General features: G+C 34.0%; 17 protein-coding genes. 6 read left to right on the top strand and 11 right to left on the bottom strand.

Annotated elements, in window-relative coordinates; translation table 11 throughout:
- Positions 1 to 75 precede the first annotated feature (75 nt).
- A complete protein-coding gene (locus H2O64_RS06770; RefSeq protein WP_187561406.1) occupies positions 76 to 1,038 on the bottom strand; it encodes an endonuclease/exonuclease/phosphatase family protein in 963 nt (320 codons plus the stop codon).
- Between the two features lie 84 nt (positions 1,039 to 1,122).
- Between H2O64_RS06770 and hflX the strand changes: the two genes are divergently transcribed.
- From hflX to H2O64_RS06790, 4 genes are all read left to right on the top strand, one after another.
- Positions 1,123 to 2,334, top strand: a complete 1,212-nt coding sequence (gene hflX / locus H2O64_RS06775; protein WP_187561407.1) for a GTPase HflX — start codon at positions 1,123 to 1,125, stop codon at positions 2,332 to 2,334.
- A gap of 235 nt (positions 2,335 to 2,569) precedes the next feature.
- The gene (locus tag H2O64_RS06780) at positions 2,570 to 2,719 is read left to right on the top strand and encodes a hypothetical protein (RefSeq protein WP_187561408.1); all 150 of its coding nucleotides are present in this window, start codon (positions 2,570 to 2,572) and stop codon (positions 2,717 to 2,719) included.
- A gap of 104 nt (positions 2,720 to 2,823) precedes the next feature.
- Positions 2,824 to 2,997 carry a hypothetical protein gene (locus H2O64_RS06785; RefSeq protein WP_187561410.1) on the top strand — a complete coding sequence of 58 codons (174 nt, stop codon included), beginning with the start codon at positions 2,824 to 2,826 and terminating at the stop codon, positions 2,995 to 2,997.
- An 84-nt stretch (positions 2,998 to 3,081) separates the two neighbouring features.
- Complete coding sequence (locus tag H2O64_RS06790) at positions 3,082 to 3,252, top strand: hypothetical protein (RefSeq protein ID WP_187561411.1); 171 nt, start codon at positions 3,082 to 3,084, stop codon at positions 3,250 to 3,252.
- 72 nt (positions 3,253 to 3,324) lie between these two features.
- Here the strand turns inward: H2O64_RS06790 and H2O64_RS06795 are convergent, their stop codons facing one another.
- The 3 genes from H2O64_RS06795 to H2O64_RS06805 are packed head-to-tail and all read right to left on the bottom strand — an operon-like array spanning position 3,325 to position 6,710.
- A complete protein-coding gene (locus tag H2O64_RS06795) occupies positions 3,325 to 4,578 on the bottom strand; it encodes a hypothetical protein (protein WP_187561412.1) in 1,254 nt (417 codons plus the stop codon).
- A gap of 21 nt (positions 4,579 to 4,599) precedes the next feature.
- On the bottom strand, positions 4,600 to 5,316 hold the full coding sequence (locus H2O64_RS06800) for a response regulator transcription factor (protein ID WP_187561413.1): 717 nt from the start codon (positions 5,314 to 5,316) through the stop codon (positions 4,600 to 4,602).
- Complete coding sequence (locus H2O64_RS06805; RefSeq protein WP_187561414.1) at positions 5,316 to 6,710, bottom strand: sensor histidine kinase; 1,395 nt, start codon at positions 6,708 to 6,710, stop codon at positions 5,316 to 5,318. The genes H2O64_RS06800 and H2O64_RS06805 overlap by 1 nt, the downstream gene beginning before the upstream one ends.
- 397 nt (positions 6,711 to 7,107) lie before the next feature.
- Here H2O64_RS06805 and H2O64_RS06810 point away from each other — a divergent pair, with 397 nt between their 5' ends.
- On the top strand, positions 7,108 to 7,299 hold the full coding sequence (locus H2O64_RS06810; RefSeq protein WP_187561415.1) for a class I lanthipeptide: 192 nt from the start codon (positions 7,108 to 7,110) through the stop codon (positions 7,297 to 7,299).
- 111 nt (positions 7,300 to 7,410) lie between these two features.
- Here H2O64_RS06810 and H2O64_RS06815 read toward each other — a convergent pair whose 3' ends face one another.
- From H2O64_RS06815 to H2O64_RS06845, 7 genes are all read right to left on the bottom strand, one after another.
- Positions 7,411 to 8,334 (bottom strand): DUF3078 domain-containing protein, encoded by a 924-nt coding sequence (locus H2O64_RS06815; RefSeq protein ID WP_187561416.1) that lies wholly within the window; start codon positions 8,332 to 8,334, stop codon positions 7,411 to 7,413.
- Between the two features lie 119 nt (positions 8,335 to 8,453).
- Positions 8,454 to 8,960 (bottom strand): DUF2480 family protein, encoded by a 507-nt coding sequence (locus tag H2O64_RS06820; RefSeq protein ID WP_187561417.1) that lies wholly within the window; start codon positions 8,958 to 8,960, stop codon positions 8,454 to 8,456.
- A gap of 1 nt (position 8,961) precedes the next feature.
- Positions 8,962 to 9,288 carry an iron-sulfur cluster assembly protein gene (locus tag H2O64_RS06825; RefSeq protein ID WP_187561418.1) on the bottom strand — a complete coding sequence of 109 codons (327 nt, stop codon included), beginning with the start codon at positions 9,286 to 9,288 and terminating at the stop codon, positions 8,962 to 8,964.
- A gap of 4 nt (positions 9,289 to 9,292) precedes the next feature.
- Positions 9,293 to 9,715: a SufE family protein gene (locus H2O64_RS06830; RefSeq protein WP_187561419.1), complete on the bottom strand. Its 423-nt coding sequence runs from the start codon at positions 9,713 to 9,715 to the stop codon at positions 9,293 to 9,295.
- 50 nt (positions 9,716 to 9,765) lie between these two features.
- Positions 9,766 to 10,215 (bottom strand): hypothetical protein, encoded by a 450-nt coding sequence (locus H2O64_RS06835; protein ID WP_187561420.1) that lies wholly within the window; start codon positions 10,213 to 10,215, stop codon positions 9,766 to 9,768.
- Positions 10,216 to 10,312: 97 nt separating this feature from the next.
- Complete coding sequence (locus tag H2O64_RS06840; protein ID WP_187561421.1) at positions 10,313 to 11,353, bottom strand: zinc metalloprotease; 1,041 nt, start codon at positions 11,351 to 11,353, stop codon at positions 10,313 to 10,315.
- Positions 11,354 to 11,618: 265 nt separating this feature from the next.
- On the bottom strand, positions 11,619 to 12,830 hold the full coding sequence (locus tag H2O64_RS06845; protein WP_187561422.1) for an aminotransferase class V-fold PLP-dependent enzyme: 1,212 nt from the start codon (positions 12,828 to 12,830) through the stop codon (positions 11,619 to 11,621).
- 262 nt (positions 12,831 to 13,092) lie between these two features.
- Here H2O64_RS06845 and H2O64_RS06850 point away from each other — a divergent pair, with 262 nt between their 5' ends.
- Positions 13,093 to 15,570: an O-antigen ligase family protein gene (locus H2O64_RS06850; protein WP_187561423.1), complete on the top strand. Its 2,478-nt coding sequence runs from the start codon at positions 13,093 to 13,095 to the stop codon at positions 15,568 to 15,570.
- The last annotated feature ends 229 nt before the right edge of the window (positions 15,571 to 15,799 follow it).

Consider the following 15,799-nt stretch of genomic DNA (forward strand, 5'->3'; position numbering starts at 1 on the left):
AGTTAGTAGGGTTAAAAATAGTAAAAAAAAGTAAACTTAACTTTACTTTAACACTTTAGTTGCAAAAAATGAAGGTTATGTGTTAAATTTTAGTCTTATGTAAACAGGGAAATGGTCACTATAACCACCAAGATATTTTCTACCTGTATAGGTTCGAAATGGATTTCCTTTGTATTTTCCTTTCCATTGTGTTAAGAAGTCTTCATCAAAAATATCAGCAGAAGCAAAACTGTGTGTTCCTTTTTTGTAATCGAAAAAGTTTGTAGAAAAAATGATTTGATCAAACAAATTCCATTCTCCTTTGTAGTTTAAGCTTCCTGTATAGATGGTCAACAGTTTTTGCATCGGATTGTATAAATCAGTATCCATCAAGTGATTTTGAACGCTTTCACTTGTAGGATCGTCATTAAAATCGCCCATAATAATGATATGAGGATCTTCTTCATTAGCTTTAATAGTGTTGATTTTCTCTCGAACAGTTTGTGCTGCTTTGATTCGTTTCTGCGAAGTTTCATTTATACCGCTTCTGCGGGAAGACCAATGATTGACAAAAACGTGAATGCTCTCGCCGTTTAGTAATCCGTTTACATATAAGGTGTCTCGTGTAAAATCGCGTAAACCTTCATCCGTATATAATAGAATAGGGATTGATTCTGAATAGGTGACTTCAAAATGTTCTTTTTGATATAATAAACCAACATCAATTCCACGTTCGTCAGGTGAATTGTAATGCACAAAATCATAGTCAAACGTTACCAACTGCTTTGATTCTATAAGATCGCCTAATACTTTTTTATTTTCAACTTCAGCCACACCAATTAATACAGGTGCATCATTTGCTCCTTCTGGACCAACACCAGAAATAGCGGTTCCTAGTTTATAAATTTTCTTTTCGTAGCGTTTTGGAGTCCAATTGCGATCTGATTCAGGTAAAAAGTCATTGTCAAGAGTATACTTATCATCTTCTGTATCAAATAAGTTTTCAAGATTGTAAAATGCAACGGTATGATATTTATTTAGAGGGTCTTTTTTATCCATGGGCGTTATAAAAGTCTGTTTATAAAACCTAAAAGTACTAAAATCAAAAAAGGAATTGTGTAACTTTGCTTTTTAATTTTATGTATGATAGAAAAGAAAACAATTGATTACGAACGTGCTGTGCTTATAGGAGTGATTACGAAGGAGCAAGACGAAATCAAATCTAAAGAGTATTTGGACGAACTTGAGTTTTTGACATATACTGCTGGTGGTGAGGTCATAAAGCGATTTACACAGAAGATGGATGTTCCTAATCCAAAAACATTTATTGGAACAGGAAAGATGGAAGATGTAGAGCGGTTTGTAAATGAAAATGATATTGGTTCCGTTATTTTTGATGATGAATTATCACCAGGACAACAGCGAAATATTGAACGTTTGTTGAAATGTAAGATTATTGATAGAACAGGTTTAATTCTAGATATTTTTGCACAACGCGCGCAAACCAGTTATGCGCGTACGCAAGTAGAATTGGCACAATACCAATACTTATTACCACGATTAACAGGTTTATGGACACACTTAGAACGCCAACGTGGTGGAATTGGAATGCGTGGACCTGGAGAAACGGAAATTGAAACGGATAGACGTATTGTACGCGATAAAATTGTTTTGTTGAAAAATAAAATGAAGACGATTGATAAGCAAATGGCAGTTCAACGTGGAAACCGAGGTGCATTAATTCGTGTGGCTTTAGTTGGATATACCAATGTTGGGAAATCTACCTTGATGAATGTTGTTAGTAAAAGTGATGTCTTTGCTGAAAATAAACTGTTTGCAACTTTAGATACAACCGTACGTAAAGTAGTGATTGGAAACCTTCCGTTTTTGTTGAGTGATACCGTTGGATTCATCCGAAAGTTGCCAACACAATTAGTAGATTCCTTCAAAAGCACCTTAGATGAAGTGCGTGAAGCTGATTTGTTATTACACGTGGTTGATATTTCACATCCCAATTTTGAAGATCATATTGCCTCTGTTAATAAGATTTTAGGTGAAATTAAAAGTGCAGACAAACCAACTATTATGGTTTTCAATAAAATTGATGCTTTTACACATGAAACTATTGACAGTGATGATTTAGTAACAGAAAGAACCAAAGCACATTATACCTTGGACGATTGGAAACGAACTTGGATGAATTCTTCCGCAGAAGATGTATTATTCATTTCGGCAATCAACAAAGAAAACATAGACGATTTTAAGCGTAAAGTATACAATGTAGTACGTGAAATTCACGTAACGCGCTTCCCATATAATAATTTCTTGTATCCTGATTACGAAGAAATAGAGTGACAAAAAACATTAAATGATCGGAGCTAATTGTAATTAGCTCCGATTTTCTTTATATTTAATGCAAGCAAAAAACCAAAATTTATTTTTTAGGTTTCTTGTTCATAGAATTCCCTTAATTTTTTTAGACTGCTGCATAGTATTGTATATTCTCTATCATGAGAAAACGTACAGTACACATATTTTACGTGGAATCCGAAAAACGTACGAGTAGGAGCAAAACTTAATAATTTACAGCATGAAAAAAAGTCTAAAAAAATTAGCACTCAACAAAAAAGCCGTTTCTAGTTTAACAGAAAAAATTAATGGAGGGCTTAGAAGAGAAGCGCCAACAACAGATCCGACAGAAAACACAAGATGTTTTGATTGTCCACCAGATACATTTTAGAGCAATAAAAAGTATATAATTCCCTTATTTCATAAGCTGATGCATCGCAAACGTAGTATTTGTTAAAAACTACGACTTTAATTAACAACCAAAACTTAGTAAAAATGAAAAAAAGCTTAAAAAAATTAGCCTTAAACAAAAAATCAGTTTCTGATTTATCTGTAAAACTTAAAGGAGGACTTCGCAGACAAGATGACGATACAACTGACACTTACACAACTGGACCAACAGGACCAACGGCAATGACAATGTGTTTTATTTGTCCTGGACAGAGGTAGATTTACATATAAAAGAAAAATTAACCAAATGGCTACTTGATTTTTAGAAGGATTAAGTAGTGAAACCACTAAAATTTAATAATTATGAAAAAAAGTCTAAAAAAACTTTCGCTAAACAAAAAAGCAGTATCAAGTTTAACAGTTAAAGTAGTAGGGGGATTGCGTAGAGCTGATAATACAGGTGGACCGCTTACATGTACTGATCCAACATTATTAACAAATTGCTACCACTGTCCACCAAACGAACCTTTTTAGGGTAAGGCATATAAACAAAAAGAGAGCAATCATTTAGATCGCTCTCTTGTATTTTTAGGATGTTTTTTAAAATCAGTCCTCCTCAATCCAAGTACCAACAATTCCTTTTGTACCAGTACTATAACCCAATCGGTAACTTCCTGCTTTTTTCATTTCAAGATACTTTCCTGGCGCGGGAATAATTCCGTTGTCACTAAGAATTGTATTGATTGCGGCTACTTTGTCTGAAGACAGATTTGTTCCGTTTTGAACGATCGAATTTCCATTAATTAGAAGCTTAACAGCTTCATCCGTAGATGCAATAAATCCTTGTTTGTATAAATCATTGAATGTTTTTTTAATTTTTGCATTCAATCCGATGATCACAATATGATCTCCTTTTTTGTAGAATGAAAAATCAGCATTTGTTTTTATGCCTGCTTTGCGAAGGATTGCACTGTATTTTTTACTTTGTGCTTCCGTGAGTTCAACACCATCTACATACATGTGATCTTTCTCTGCTGTAAATGCTACTTTTGAAGTAGATGTAACGAATTCATCTTCCAAAAAAGCTGCCAATAAATCTTCTTGTACACTTGGCCAAATCCAATTCAAATCTGAACCTGAAGTTCCTGTATATATTGTTTTAGCATCGTCCAATAAACGCTTAATGTATGAACTTATGCCGCCTTTATGACGCGCTCTTTTTTCCACACGTTTTGCTTCCATATCTAAGCGTTTTGCTTCTATCTCAAGACGTTTAGCATCACGTTGAACACGTTCGTTTTGTTGTTTCATTTCTCTTTCTACACGTTTTGTTTCACGTGCAGCTTGTTGTTCTAAGCGTTTTACTTCTTGCTGCATTCTATTTGCTTCTCGTCGCATTCTATCTGCTTCTCGTTGCATGCGGGCTTTCTCAACATTAATATTACTGCCCGAAATAATTGTTTTTGCATCATGTCCTAATGCTTCAAATTTTTCAATCAAATTCGTAGAAGCGATGTTTAAATCTATCCAAATTCGTAGTGTTGTTTGAGTTAATTTAACTTCATATACTTTTTCATTATTGCTCCACTTTGAATAACCTTTGCGAATGTTTAAATTTTTATCGCCAAGCGTATTTTGAATCAATTCCTTTAATCTTGCTTCTCTGCTTTGTGGAAAACTTGCTTTTAGTTTATAAGCGTCGTCTGTGTGACTGATTGATACCGAAGTATTTCCTCCTTCGCTATAATTTCCATGATTTGCAACAATATTTGTTGGTGTTTCTGGTGTGTCAGGTGCTTTTTGTGCGTTTCCAATTTGGAACATACATACTATAAATGCGGATATAAAAAATGTTTTCATGTTTTCTAATTTTTTGATGAATTAATTGGTAATTACTTTAAAAGTCAATCCGAGACCGCGAGTACTTTCAATTGCGATTGCGGGATCTTTTTTGAAGTATTTCCGAAGTCTACTCAGAAATACATCCATGCTCCTTCCAGAAAAGAAATCGTCATTTCCCCAAACATTTTCGAGAACGTCTTCTCGTTTAATGAGTTGGTTTTTGTGGTCGTAGAAAAACTGAATCAGTTGCGCTTCTTTTTCAGTAATTCGTTGGGTTTCTCCATTGAATTTCAATTGATAGTTTATAGTGTCAAAAACATATTTCCCAATCGTGTATTCGTGTTCGTTTTTTGATGAAATGATTGTTTTTTTTGATCGTTTTAATATGTTTTGTAAACGTAAAACCAAAATATCGGCTTCAAATGGTTTGACGATATAATCGTCGGCTCCGAGTTTTAATCCTCGTATTTTATCTTCTTTCATCTTCTTGGCTGTCAAAAAGATAAACGGAACTTCTGGGTTGTGTTCAATTACTTTTTCAGCTAATGAAAAACCGTCTAATTGTGGCATCATCACATCAAAAACACAAATATCAAATGCATTTTCATGTTGATGTTCGTCGGCACTAAAAAGTGCAAATGCTTCTTTGCCGTCTTTTGCCCAAATCACATCAAAATTGTGAATCATCAAGTATTGTTTTAAAATACTTCCGAAATCATAATCGTCTTCTGCGAGTAAAACTTTGGTCTTTTGCATTAGTTAATAGGTATTGTTATTATAAAAGTTGTTCCTTCTTTCAATTCGCTTTGCACGGTAATTTTTCCTTGATGCGCATTTACAATCTGACTCGTGTAATACAAGCCTAATCCGAGTCCTTTTACATCATGTACATTTCCGTGACTGACTCTATAAAATTTGTCAAATATTTGCGATTGATCTTGCGCTGCAATTCCTTGTCCATTATCACTAATTGTGATGTAATATTCATTGCTTTTCAGCGAAGTTTCAATGGTAATTTCTGTTTGATCGTTTCCGTATTTGACAGCATTCTCCAAAATATTCAACAAAGCTGTGGTAAAGTGAAATGTGTCAATACGAAGCAATACTTCTTCTGGGCAAACTTTGTTGATAATACTGAGTTCTCGTTGTTGTGTTGACAGTTTAAAATCAGCAATTAAATCATTAAAATAATCGTTGTCTACAACCGCGTCTTTTGATAATATAATATCCTTTGCGCTTAAACTATTCGTTAATACCTGATCAATTAGTTTTTGCAAACGTGTATTCTGTCTGTCTACAATATTCAATGTGTTGTCAAATGCTTCCGTAGAATTTCTAATTTCGGTATTTTTCAAGCTTTTTGAAGCTACGCTTAATGTGGCAAGCGGCGTTTTGAGTTCGTGTGTAATATTGTTAATGAAATCGGTTTTGATTTCTGTAATTTTCTTCTGATTGATTAAATTTTTAATCGAATAATATAGCAATCCAACCACAAACAAAAGCAGCAATACGGAAATGATGAGCAAACTCGCCATGCGACGGAAAACAATACTTTTCCAGTCCATAATTAAAATGACATCTTTTGTTTTTAACTCTACATCAAGTGTGGTTGTAAAAACGCTGTCTCTTTCTTGTGTTATAAAATCAAACTCTGTAAACGTACGCGCACTTTTAACTACATGTGAATTTTCATCTTCAAAATTTTCACCTAAAATGGTTAAACTTTGTTTTTTTGCTGATGGAAAAATTGTGTCGTATTCCTGTCCATTGTATACAATAATACTGGTGAGTTGTCTTTTATACCGAATTTTATAACCTAAGTTGATCGCATTTAGTTCTTTTGTGTAGCGTTCCATATATGACTGATTTACGCTATCGCCTTTTATACGAAGTTTGCGAATAACTTCTGCTTTGCTAATTCGGTTGTTTTTATAATCGCCCAAATTGGTGCGTAAATCTTCACCGATAACATCAACAATTGAATCCAACTCTGGATGATTGTCAATGTCAGAAATTGCATCATCTGTTTCCTGTATAAAGGACTTCTTTTTGAGTTGATATGCGTTTTCTATTAAGTATCCTTGAATGGCCGATAAAGCAATCAATGTAGCAATGGAAGCAATAATTAATATGGTGACTTTATTTTTCATTCAGTTTTTGGTTGTGGTTATCAATCGTATATAGGATCGAAATGTTGTGTGTTTTTGCACTTTCAACAATTCAAAAGTAGCAATAACACAATTGGTAGCCATAAAAAACACCATCGTTAACCGATCATTAACCTTAAAAATGCTTGAAGTTGCACTATTTACAAAGGTTTTTACTTTATGTTAATGAAACTCGCGGTTGTGTTAAAACGTGTGTTAACGTATGTTTTTGTTTGATTTCCATACGCTAGCATGACAAAGCAATTTTGCTATTTTAGTAACAGATAGTTTCACTTCGATTTTCTTTTTGCAATTGCTATTCAAATGTTAATTAAGGTGTTACCGTAAGTGGTTCATGATTTGTTTTTATACTTTCATTTTCAAACCAAAACTTTATATCATGAAAAAAAAGAATTTTAAAAACTTGTCACTGAACAAGAAAGCAGTTTCTTCGTTAACTTATGAAAGCGCAAAAGGTGGAGCCTTTTCTGATGGTCCAATGTGTGACTCACGAGAACCAGAATTTTGTAACTGGACCTATAATCAATGGTGTTATGATACTGGGGATTTATGGTGTACTGCTCCAAAATAGACTTATAATTTCAAGCGATCTTCGGATCGCTTTTTCTTTTTTAAAGAATTAGGAACAAAAAAAGCGTCTCCATTTAGAGACGCATTTCTAGTATTTTGTTTGGGTGAAATCTTATAAGTTGTAGCTTAAACCAACTGTCCAGTATGTTTGTAATTTATTATCTACATTGTCAAATGTTGTTGCTGTATTTCCAGAAGCAAGATTGAAGTTTACCGCTTCTTGTTTGTTTTGTCTTAAACCAAAATCGAAACCAACACCAATCATTTTCCATAATGAATAGCTAAATGAGTTTGTCCATGTCCAGTTTGAGTAATCGCTACTTTTATAGCTTTGGAACATTGATAAGTTTGATTTAAAGTTTACAGCGCCAATACTTCTTGTATAATCCGCTACAATTTTTGCACCTAATGAAGATTCAAAAACAGAATCATTATCACTAAATACAAAGTTGTAGTTTAATGGGTGAATCACCACAATTAAGTTTTGAATTGGTGTCCAAGTAGCACCAAAACCAACATCTAAATACCCAGGATCGTTAAAGTTATTTAATAATGTTGTTCTGTATTCTGCTAAACCAGAAATTGCAAATTTTTCACTGATTTTACGACCGTATAAAGTGCTGATATTGAATACATCTGTAGATTCTCTAAACTTTTTACTATCTGTTGGATCGTCTTTATCATCAAATTTAACCCAAGCTAAGTTTATATTCGCGCTATTATTCCAGAAAAATTTCTCTTGATTTAAGTTTGCAAAAGCATTTATGGTAAACCCTATATTTCCAGAGGAAACGTTTGGTGTTCCTTGTCCGTACCAATTGCTGAATTCAGAAAGACTTCCTCCAATAGTTCCGAAAGCTCCTTTTTTCCATCCTGGTAATGCATCGATTTGTGCTTGTATCGCATTTGCTTCTCCTTGTAAAGCATCTGCAGCAGCTTGCTTTTCAGATTTTTGAGCTTTTAATTCTTCTACTGTTTGTGCATTCATGGAAGTAATTCCGACACATAACGCGATTGTAAATATGATTTTTTTCATGTCTATTTATTTTAGATTTTTGCGACGGCAAATATAGGAGTTGTCCGTGAGTTCACAAAAATATCACAAAATATTTAAACTTATGAAAGTCAGTAAATTAAATCGGTTATTTAGAAACGTTATTTCTTTTTGTATAGCGGAACTGAGGAACAAGCTTCGCCATACATTACACTTTTAGCAACACCATGTAGTTTTGTTATCATCATCGTGTACGCGTTGTCTGGTATAGGTTTGTGCGCACAACCTTTAATAATAACAGGTTTGTCTTGATAGCTTGAAACATCGAGTTTTGCAATTATGTCTTGGTAAATGGACGTTTCTAAATTCTCCAACGTCCCAATTATCACTTTTTCGACAAAAGGTGCTAAATTTACGCTTACCAACATATATGCCCATCCAGGAATAATAGCGTCCGTAGAACAAATTAACGAAATATACTGCCCTTGATGTTTTGACCAATCATATTCAGCTACATACTTTCGGAATTCTTTTTCGCGTAGAATTAATCCTTCCAATAACCAATCAGAAATGTCAAAAAGTACACGTTTTCCAGAAGGATAATAATCTTCAAGATCAATTGTCATTAATTTGCTTTGCGCAACTCTGTTGATAATTTCTTCAGCCATCTTATAGTAAACCTAGTTCTAGTTTTGCTTCTTCGCTCATTAAATCTTTGTCCCAAGGCGGTTCAAAGGTAATTTCAACCGTAGCATTGTTGATTTCTTTCATTGATTTTACTTTCTCTTCAATTTCCAACGGAAGCGTTTCTGCTACGGGACAATTTGGAGACGTAAGTGTCATTAAAATCTTTACATCGAACGTTTCATTTACAAAAACATCATAAATGAGTCCTAACTCGTAAATATCTACTGGAATTTCTGGATCGTAAATAGTTTTTAAAACCTTTACAATTTTTTCGCCTAAAGCGTCTGTATCTATAGTAACTTCTGACATTTTTTTAGTTTAATTGTGTTTGATATGCCACTGCGTATAACTTTAATCGTTTTATCATACTCACCAATCCGTTTGCACGTGTTGGTGATAAATGTTCCTTTAAGCCGATTTCGTCAATAAAATCAGTATTTGCTTCAATAATTGCTGATGGATGTTGGTTTGAAAATGCACGAATTAATATAGCAATGATTCCTTTGGTAATAATAGCATCACTATCGGCGGTAAATACCAGTTTATTATCAATCATTTCTCCATGGACCCAAACTTTACTTTGACAACCTTTGATAAGGTTTTCGTCTTCTTTTAAGTTTTCATCAATAAGCGGAAGCGATTTCCCAAGGTCAATCATATACTCGTAGCGTTGCATCCAGTCGTCAAACATGGCAAACTCGTCAACTATTTCGTCTTGTATCTCTTGTATCGTCATTATTTCTTCGTTTACACGATTGTTTATGAAATGCAAAAATACAACAACTATTACGGTTTATCAACAGCTTTTGCCATTGCTTGTATTTTTGTGAGCAAAGGTGCTAAGTATGAAGGTGGATTTCCGTGTGCAATTGTTTTAGAAGTAATGGTATTGTCTTTGTATTTTATAGTCAATGTTGCAGGAATTGCAGCATCTCTGGCGATGTCTTCATCTTTTACAGTAGTTCCGTTCAATTTTTCAGCATCAATTTTATCAAGTAAGGCTACAACTTCGCTCCAATCGGCTTCGTTGCATTCTTTTGTGACTGTAGTTCCGCTTCTATCGTTTGCAACAGTAATTTGTGCTTTGGAAAGGTCTATCTTTTGATACAATCCGCGTGAAGAGGCTTCATACGTAATTGAAATATCATCTTGCGCACTTTTTGTGGTTTCTGTTTTCGCATCATTGCATCCTTTTGAAAATAAAACAACGGAGAATAGACAAAATATATATTTCATGTGTAGGTTTTTTATAAATTCAATAATATAATAATACAAAAAAAGACGCCAATATTGGCGTCTTTTCTATATTTAATTTAGCACTGTAATTCGTTGCTTAGTTCACTAAGGTTTCTCTAGCTCCACCTGCAACTAAAACGCCTCTCATTCTTGTCTTTTGTCCAGTACTGAACATGTACATACATGCATCGTTTGTATAGTCCATGTAGTTCATTGTCATATCCGTTGAACGACAGTTTGTTGTTGGGAATGAAGGACATCCATAGTTTGGTGCATCAGAAGTTGGTGTGTCAGAAACAAAATCATCTCTGTTACATCTTCCGTCTCCCCAAATGTGGCGTAAGTTTAAGTAGTGACCAACTTCATGCGTTGTTGTTCTTCCTTCGTCAAAAGGAGAAGCTACATAACCCGTTGTTCCAAAAAATTGTGGTCCAACTACGATTCCATCCGTTGAAGGACTTCCTCCAGGAAATTGTGCGTATCCTAAGATTCCACCACCAATGTTACAAACCCAAATATTCATGTGAGTTGAAGGTGTTACTGGTGGATATGTTGATTTTACAAGATTGTTAGTTCCCCAAGAAGTTCTAGAGTTTGAATATCTGAACGTTTGAGCTAAGCTAAACTGAATTTCAGTATCTGCTGCTACTCCAGAGAATAATGAAGGTACTTGGTTTGCATCATTATTAGTTTTTCTAAAATCGTCATTTAAGACAGCCATTTGAGAGTTAATTTGTGCATCACTAATATTTTCATTACTGTTACTATATACAACGTGTATATATACAGGAATTGTTACAACACCTAAGTTATCTGTTGGTGGTTCTGGGTCGCCGCCACCGCCGCCGTTTCCGCCGCCAGGATTTGCTGGTTTTGCTTTAGAAAGCACATCTTGTCTGAATCTTTTCTCAATATTATACATTTTTTCAGCTAACTGAGGATCTTTGTCAAGCTGGTCATTTAATTTCTGCATTGTGAAACAACCACCTGCAGCTTTTTCACTATTGTCTGTGTGTAAGTAGAAGTCACTCATGTCAACTGCTACTTGTGCGTCATCTGTTGTATTTGCAGTTTGGTCATCACTACAAGATACCATGATTGTTGCTACGGCAATCATGCTTAGAAAAACTTTTTTCATAATTTTCTTAATTAGGTTTATTCGGATTAATACTTCGGCAAATGTATATTTTTTTATGAATAATTTAACAAAAAATGCAATTTTTTAGATAAAATGTAATTATTTTATTAATATGTTAGAGATAAAACAACATTATGAAATTTAACCTACAAGTGATAGATAGTATGTTTATCGATGAAACACATCGGTTTTTTTCAGATGCGCGCAAAAAAAAAGAATCGACCAATGGAGCGATTCTTTAGATAAACTGTTTTTTATGAGAAAGTTACGAAAGCATCATCTTCGCTTTTTTGATCGCTTCTATAAAGGTGTCAATCTCTTCTTTTGTATTGTAAAAAGAAAACGAAGCACGAACTGTTCCCGGAATTTTGTAGAAATCCATAATTGGTTGCGCACAGTGATGTCCTGTACGAACGGCGATTCCTAGTTTGTCAATAATGGTTCCAATATCGTACGGATGAATGTTTTCTATATTAAACGAAATCACGGCGGTTTTATCGCCAGTTCCGTAAATAGTTACATCACCAACGGCTAGTAATTTCTCAGTTGCATAGACTAATAGCTCATGTTCGTAGGCTTCAATGGCTTCAAAACCGATCGCATTCATATAATCTAACGCGGCTCCAAAAGCAATGACTCCACAAATGTTTGGGGTTCCTGCTTCAAATTTATGTGGCAAACCTGCGTACGTTGTTTTTTCAAACGTAACCTGATCAATCATTTCGCCGCCGCCTTTATATGGTGGTAATTTGTTTAACCAAGCTTCTTTTCCGTATAATAATCCAACACCAGTAGGTCCGCATATTTTATGCGCTGAAGCCACATAGAAATCTACATCCAATGCTTGTACGTCTGCTTTTATATGTGGTGCAGCTTGTGCGCCATCAATTAGTACAGCAGCAGCAACTTCATGTGCTTTGTCAATAATAAATTTTATTGGATTGATAATTCCCAAGGCATTGGACACATGATTACAGAAGACTAATTTTGTCTTTTCGTTCAGTAATGCAACATACGCGTCCATGTCTAGTTGTCCATTTTGAAACATTGGAATTACTTTCAATATGGCACCTGTATGTTCGCACAGCATTTGCCAAGGAACAATGTTGGAATGATGTTCTAGTGCAGAAACAATGATTTCGTCTCCTTTTTTTACAAACGAAGCAAATCCATTGGCAATCAAATTGATACTTTCCGTCGTTCCAGACGTTAAGATAATTTCATGCGGTTTTGATGCGTTAAAATGTTTCTGAATTTTTATACGTGCTTCTTCATACGCATCTGTAGCTTCTTGACTCAACGTATGTACACCTCTGTGAATGTTTGCGTTGTAGCGCGAATAGTAATCTACAATGCAGTCAATAACCTGTTGCGGTGTTTGCGAAGTCGCCGCATTATCGAAATATATTAAGGGTTTACCATTTACTTCTCGGTTGAGAATTGGAAAGTCTTTTCGTATCTTTTGAATGTCTAGCATGATATCTTTTTCAGTCTTTACAAAGGTACTAACTATTCTTAGAATCCGTTGTCACTTTTTAGGTGAATTCCGTTGTAATTGTAACAGCAATCAACGCTCATTTTTTGCGTTTGATCGGGATTCTGAAATTCTTTCAAAAAACAATTCAACAAAATTCAAGATTTTTCTCGTAATTTGTTCAGCTAGCAATGCTTTAATATTCGGAGTATTTGCTTGACTTACATTTTTTATTTTTTTATTTTCTTGATATAAAATTACATCAATGCCAAAAAGTAAATCCGAAAAAACCGCTTCACCCAAAAAAACGCCAGTTGCCAATCAACTCATTATAGCACAGCTTTTATGTTTGTTATACCTTCTTACGAGTTTTGTGCCTTTGTTTAATGCAATGGATTTTGATGCGCCCGAATGGTTGTATGTTTCCTTATTAAACGTGGTTTCACTAGTGTTTTTATTTAAACATAAAGATTTCTTCAATGTATCTACATTCGATAAAAAGGCAAAAATTTATAGTGGACTCTTAGTAGGCTTTTTTACAGTTGGCTGTTTGTCCATGATTACTGCGATTAATGTGAGCGAAAGTTTGGTGCATTTAGCGCGTTTTGTCAATACAATTGTAGCATTTTATTGTTTGTATATTTTTATTAGACACGATCCAAAAGTCTTTTTTCACTTTATCTGTAAAGTATCTATTGTTGTTGTAATTTTTTATTCATGGAAAGCAGTTCAATATTTCTCAGGAAATTCAAGTACGGCTAGAACAAGTGAATTTGTCTTAGGATTTCAACATTGCTTTTCTAATATTAACATTTACACAGCATACTTAGTAGTGCAATTACCGTTTGTTATATACGGCTTTTTATATTTTGAAAAAATCTGGAAATACATTTCAGGTTTGGCAATATTTCTTGCCATTGTTGCTTTGTTTTTTGCAGCTTCAAGAACTGCTGTATTATCATTCGTTGTTATATTTATCATCACAATAGCTTATTTGCTATATGGAATTATAAAACACAGTGCAAAGCTTAAAAAAGAAACAGCTTTTTTGTTTGTAGCACCTTTCTTAATTATACTTTTAGTGTTGAATGTGAATAGAATTGATAAAAATTCTATGAATACCTTGGACGATCTTTTGAACACGCGAAACACTGATTACTATAGTGGAAGAAATTACGTAAATCAAAATTATTCCAAGGAAAAAGAAATCGTTTCGGCGGATGTTTCTATTAAAATAGAATCACGATCGAGTTCAGGACGATTTTCGTTGTGGAAACTCGCTTTTGATAATTTTAAGGAAAATCCTGTGCTTGGTGTCGGTTATGGAAATTATAAAGCCGTTGGTAAAAAAACACATTATATTAATTATACCAATAGTAAAGGAGCTTTTGCAAACCCTAGACGTGCGCACAGTGATTTCTTGGAAAAGCTAGCGGAAACAGGTATTGTTGGTTTTCTCTTTTATGTTTCTCTATTTATTGCGCCATTTCTATGGTTTATCGGATTAATGCGTCGCGAAAAAGATTTTAAAACACAATATATATATGCCACTGTTTTTTTAGTAGCTTTAGGTTATACACTTGATGCATTGCTAAACTTTCCGTTGGAGCGTGCGCCTATTCAACTATTCTTTATTATTTCGGTGGTATTTATTTTGGCTTTCGCTAGAAGGCAAACGACCAGCGAAATCGTTTTGAGTAGTAAAAAATTACAGTTAGTCATATTTGGCGTATTATTTCTGTTCAGTTTTGCCAGTATAGCTTCAAACTATGCAGTATTTAAAGCATATCAACTACAACGTGAAATGCGAACCGATTTATCAGGAAAAGCGTTGTTTGGCGACGGAAAACTGAAATATAGCTATGAAAACATCAAAGAAAGATGGCGAGACTATCCACAATTGAGTTATGTTGGAACCGTTAATAATGTGTTCTTGGCAAATTATGCCATCAAAGCAAAAAAATATGACGAAGCATTAGCCATTTTAAACACATCACAATCATACAATGTAGATGCATTTTTGGTAAAAGCATTTAAGGCAGAAATCTATTTGAATGTAAAAGATAATTTAGACAGCGCAAAACATTATTCGGAACAAGTTTTTGATGGATATCCAGGATTCAAAACGAATTATAACATGCTTAAAAAAATCTATCTAAAAGATAAAGATACCGCAAGTCTGCTAAAAATAATGCATCACTATACGAAACATAATTATAGAGATGTGAGTGAATGGAAAACCAAATCGAACACCATGTACGATTTTACCAAAGACAGTGAATTAATGCTCAAAATACTAGATACGGGATTGGCATATAATAAGTTTAGTAGCAAAATTGTCAATGCAAAAAAAGAAGTTTTAGGAAAGCTAAAGTTTAAATCGTATCTCAGTAATGATGAAGTAAAAGCAAAACATCAAGTAGCGTATGATTTTTTTGTAAAACAACAATATCCACAAGCGAGAAAAGTTTTTGAAGAAATTCTTAAAACAAACCCTACAGATTATCTATCCATTCAAAATATAGGTATTATTGATTTGATAAATAAAAACTACCTAGATGCTGTCAAAAATTTATCAAAAGTCATCGATGCACAGGCATTTAGTGATGGAAAAGCAGAATACAGTCGTGGTTATTGCTATGAACAATTGGGCAACCTAGAAAAAGCAAAAGAAGATTATAAGACAAGTAGACTTAAAAAATATCCACAAGCTATCTCACTTCCTGAATCGAAGTATAAATAATATTGGTTCAACAAAAAGATAACATGGGACGTTTTCTTTTTCTGCAGTGTAGCAGACATTTTTCGTTAAAAATTTTTGAAGCCTTGGAAAAAATTTAGAAAAGTGGATGCGGTTTTAGCTTTCCAAAGAGAAAGCTGAAAACACCTCTGGAAAAAGCGCGCTTTCTTTTGTTTCTTTTCTTTTTGCGAGCAACGAAAACGAAAATAAGAAACTAAAAATGAAACACTTA

This window comes from Kordia aestuariivivens (assembly GCF_014397005.1).
Lineage (GTDB): Bacteria > Bacteroidota > Bacteroidia > Flavobacteriales > Flavobacteriaceae > Kordia > Kordia aestuariivivens.

Bases quoted from the DNA above. Each gene is read 5' to 3' on its own strand.
- H2O64_RS06770 (WP_187561406.1), bottom strand. From the start codon at position 1,038: ATGGATAAAAAAGACCCTCTAAATAAATATCATACCGTTGCATTTTAC.
- hflX (WP_187561407.1), top strand. From the start codon at position 1,123: ATGATAGAAAAGAAAACAATTGATTACGAACGTGCTGTGCTTATAGGA.
- H2O64_RS06780 (WP_187561408.1), top strand. From the start codon at position 2,570: ATGAAAAAAAGTCTAAAAAAATTAGCACTCAACAAAAAAGCCGTTTCT.
- H2O64_RS06785 (WP_187561410.1), top strand. From the start codon at position 2,824: ATGAAAAAAAGCTTAAAAAAATTAGCCTTAAACAAAAAATCAGTTTCT.
- H2O64_RS06790 (WP_187561411.1), top strand. From the start codon at position 3,082: ATGAAAAAAAGTCTAAAAAAACTTTCGCTAAACAAAAAAGCAGTATCA.
- H2O64_RS06795 (WP_187561412.1), bottom strand. From the start codon at position 4,578: ATGAAAACATTTTTTATATCCGCATTTATAGTATGTATGTTCCAAATT.
- H2O64_RS06800 (WP_187561413.1), bottom strand. From the start codon at position 5,316: ATGCAAAAGACCAAAGTTTTACTCGCAGAAGACGATTATGATTTCGGA.
- H2O64_RS06805 (WP_187561414.1), bottom strand. From the start codon at position 6,710: ATGAAAAATAAAGTCACCATATTAATTATTGCTTCCATTGCTACATTG.
- H2O64_RS06810 (WP_187561415.1), top strand. From the start codon at position 7,108: ATGAAAAAAAAGAATTTTAAAAACTTGTCACTGAACAAGAAAGCAGTT.
- H2O64_RS06815 (WP_187561416.1), bottom strand. From the start codon at position 8,334: ATGAAAAAAATCATATTTACAATCGCGTTATGTGTCGGAATTACTTCC.
- H2O64_RS06820 (WP_187561417.1), bottom strand. From the start codon at position 8,960: ATGGCTGAAGAAATTATCAACAGAGTTGCGCAAAGCAAATTAATGACA.
- H2O64_RS06825 (WP_187561418.1), bottom strand. From the start codon at position 9,288: ATGTCAGAAGTTACTATAGATACAGACGCTTTAGGCGAAAAAATTGTA.
- H2O64_RS06830 (WP_187561419.1), bottom strand. From the start codon at position 9,715: ATGACGATACAAGAGATACAAGACGAAATAGTTGACGAGTTTGCCATG.
- H2O64_RS06835 (WP_187561420.1), bottom strand. From the start codon at position 10,215: ATGAAATATATATTTTGTCTATTCTCCGTTGTTTTATTTTCAAAAGGA.
- H2O64_RS06840 (WP_187561421.1), bottom strand. From the start codon at position 11,353: ATGAAAAAAGTTTTTCTAAGCATGATTGCCGTAGCAACAATCATGGTA.
- H2O64_RS06845 (WP_187561422.1), bottom strand. From the start codon at position 12,830: ATGCTAGACATTCAAAAGATACGAAAAGACTTTCCAATTCTCAACCGA.
- H2O64_RS06850 (WP_187561423.1), top strand. From the start codon at position 13,093: ATGCCAAAAAGTAAATCCGAAAAAACCGCTTCACCCAAAAAAACGCCA.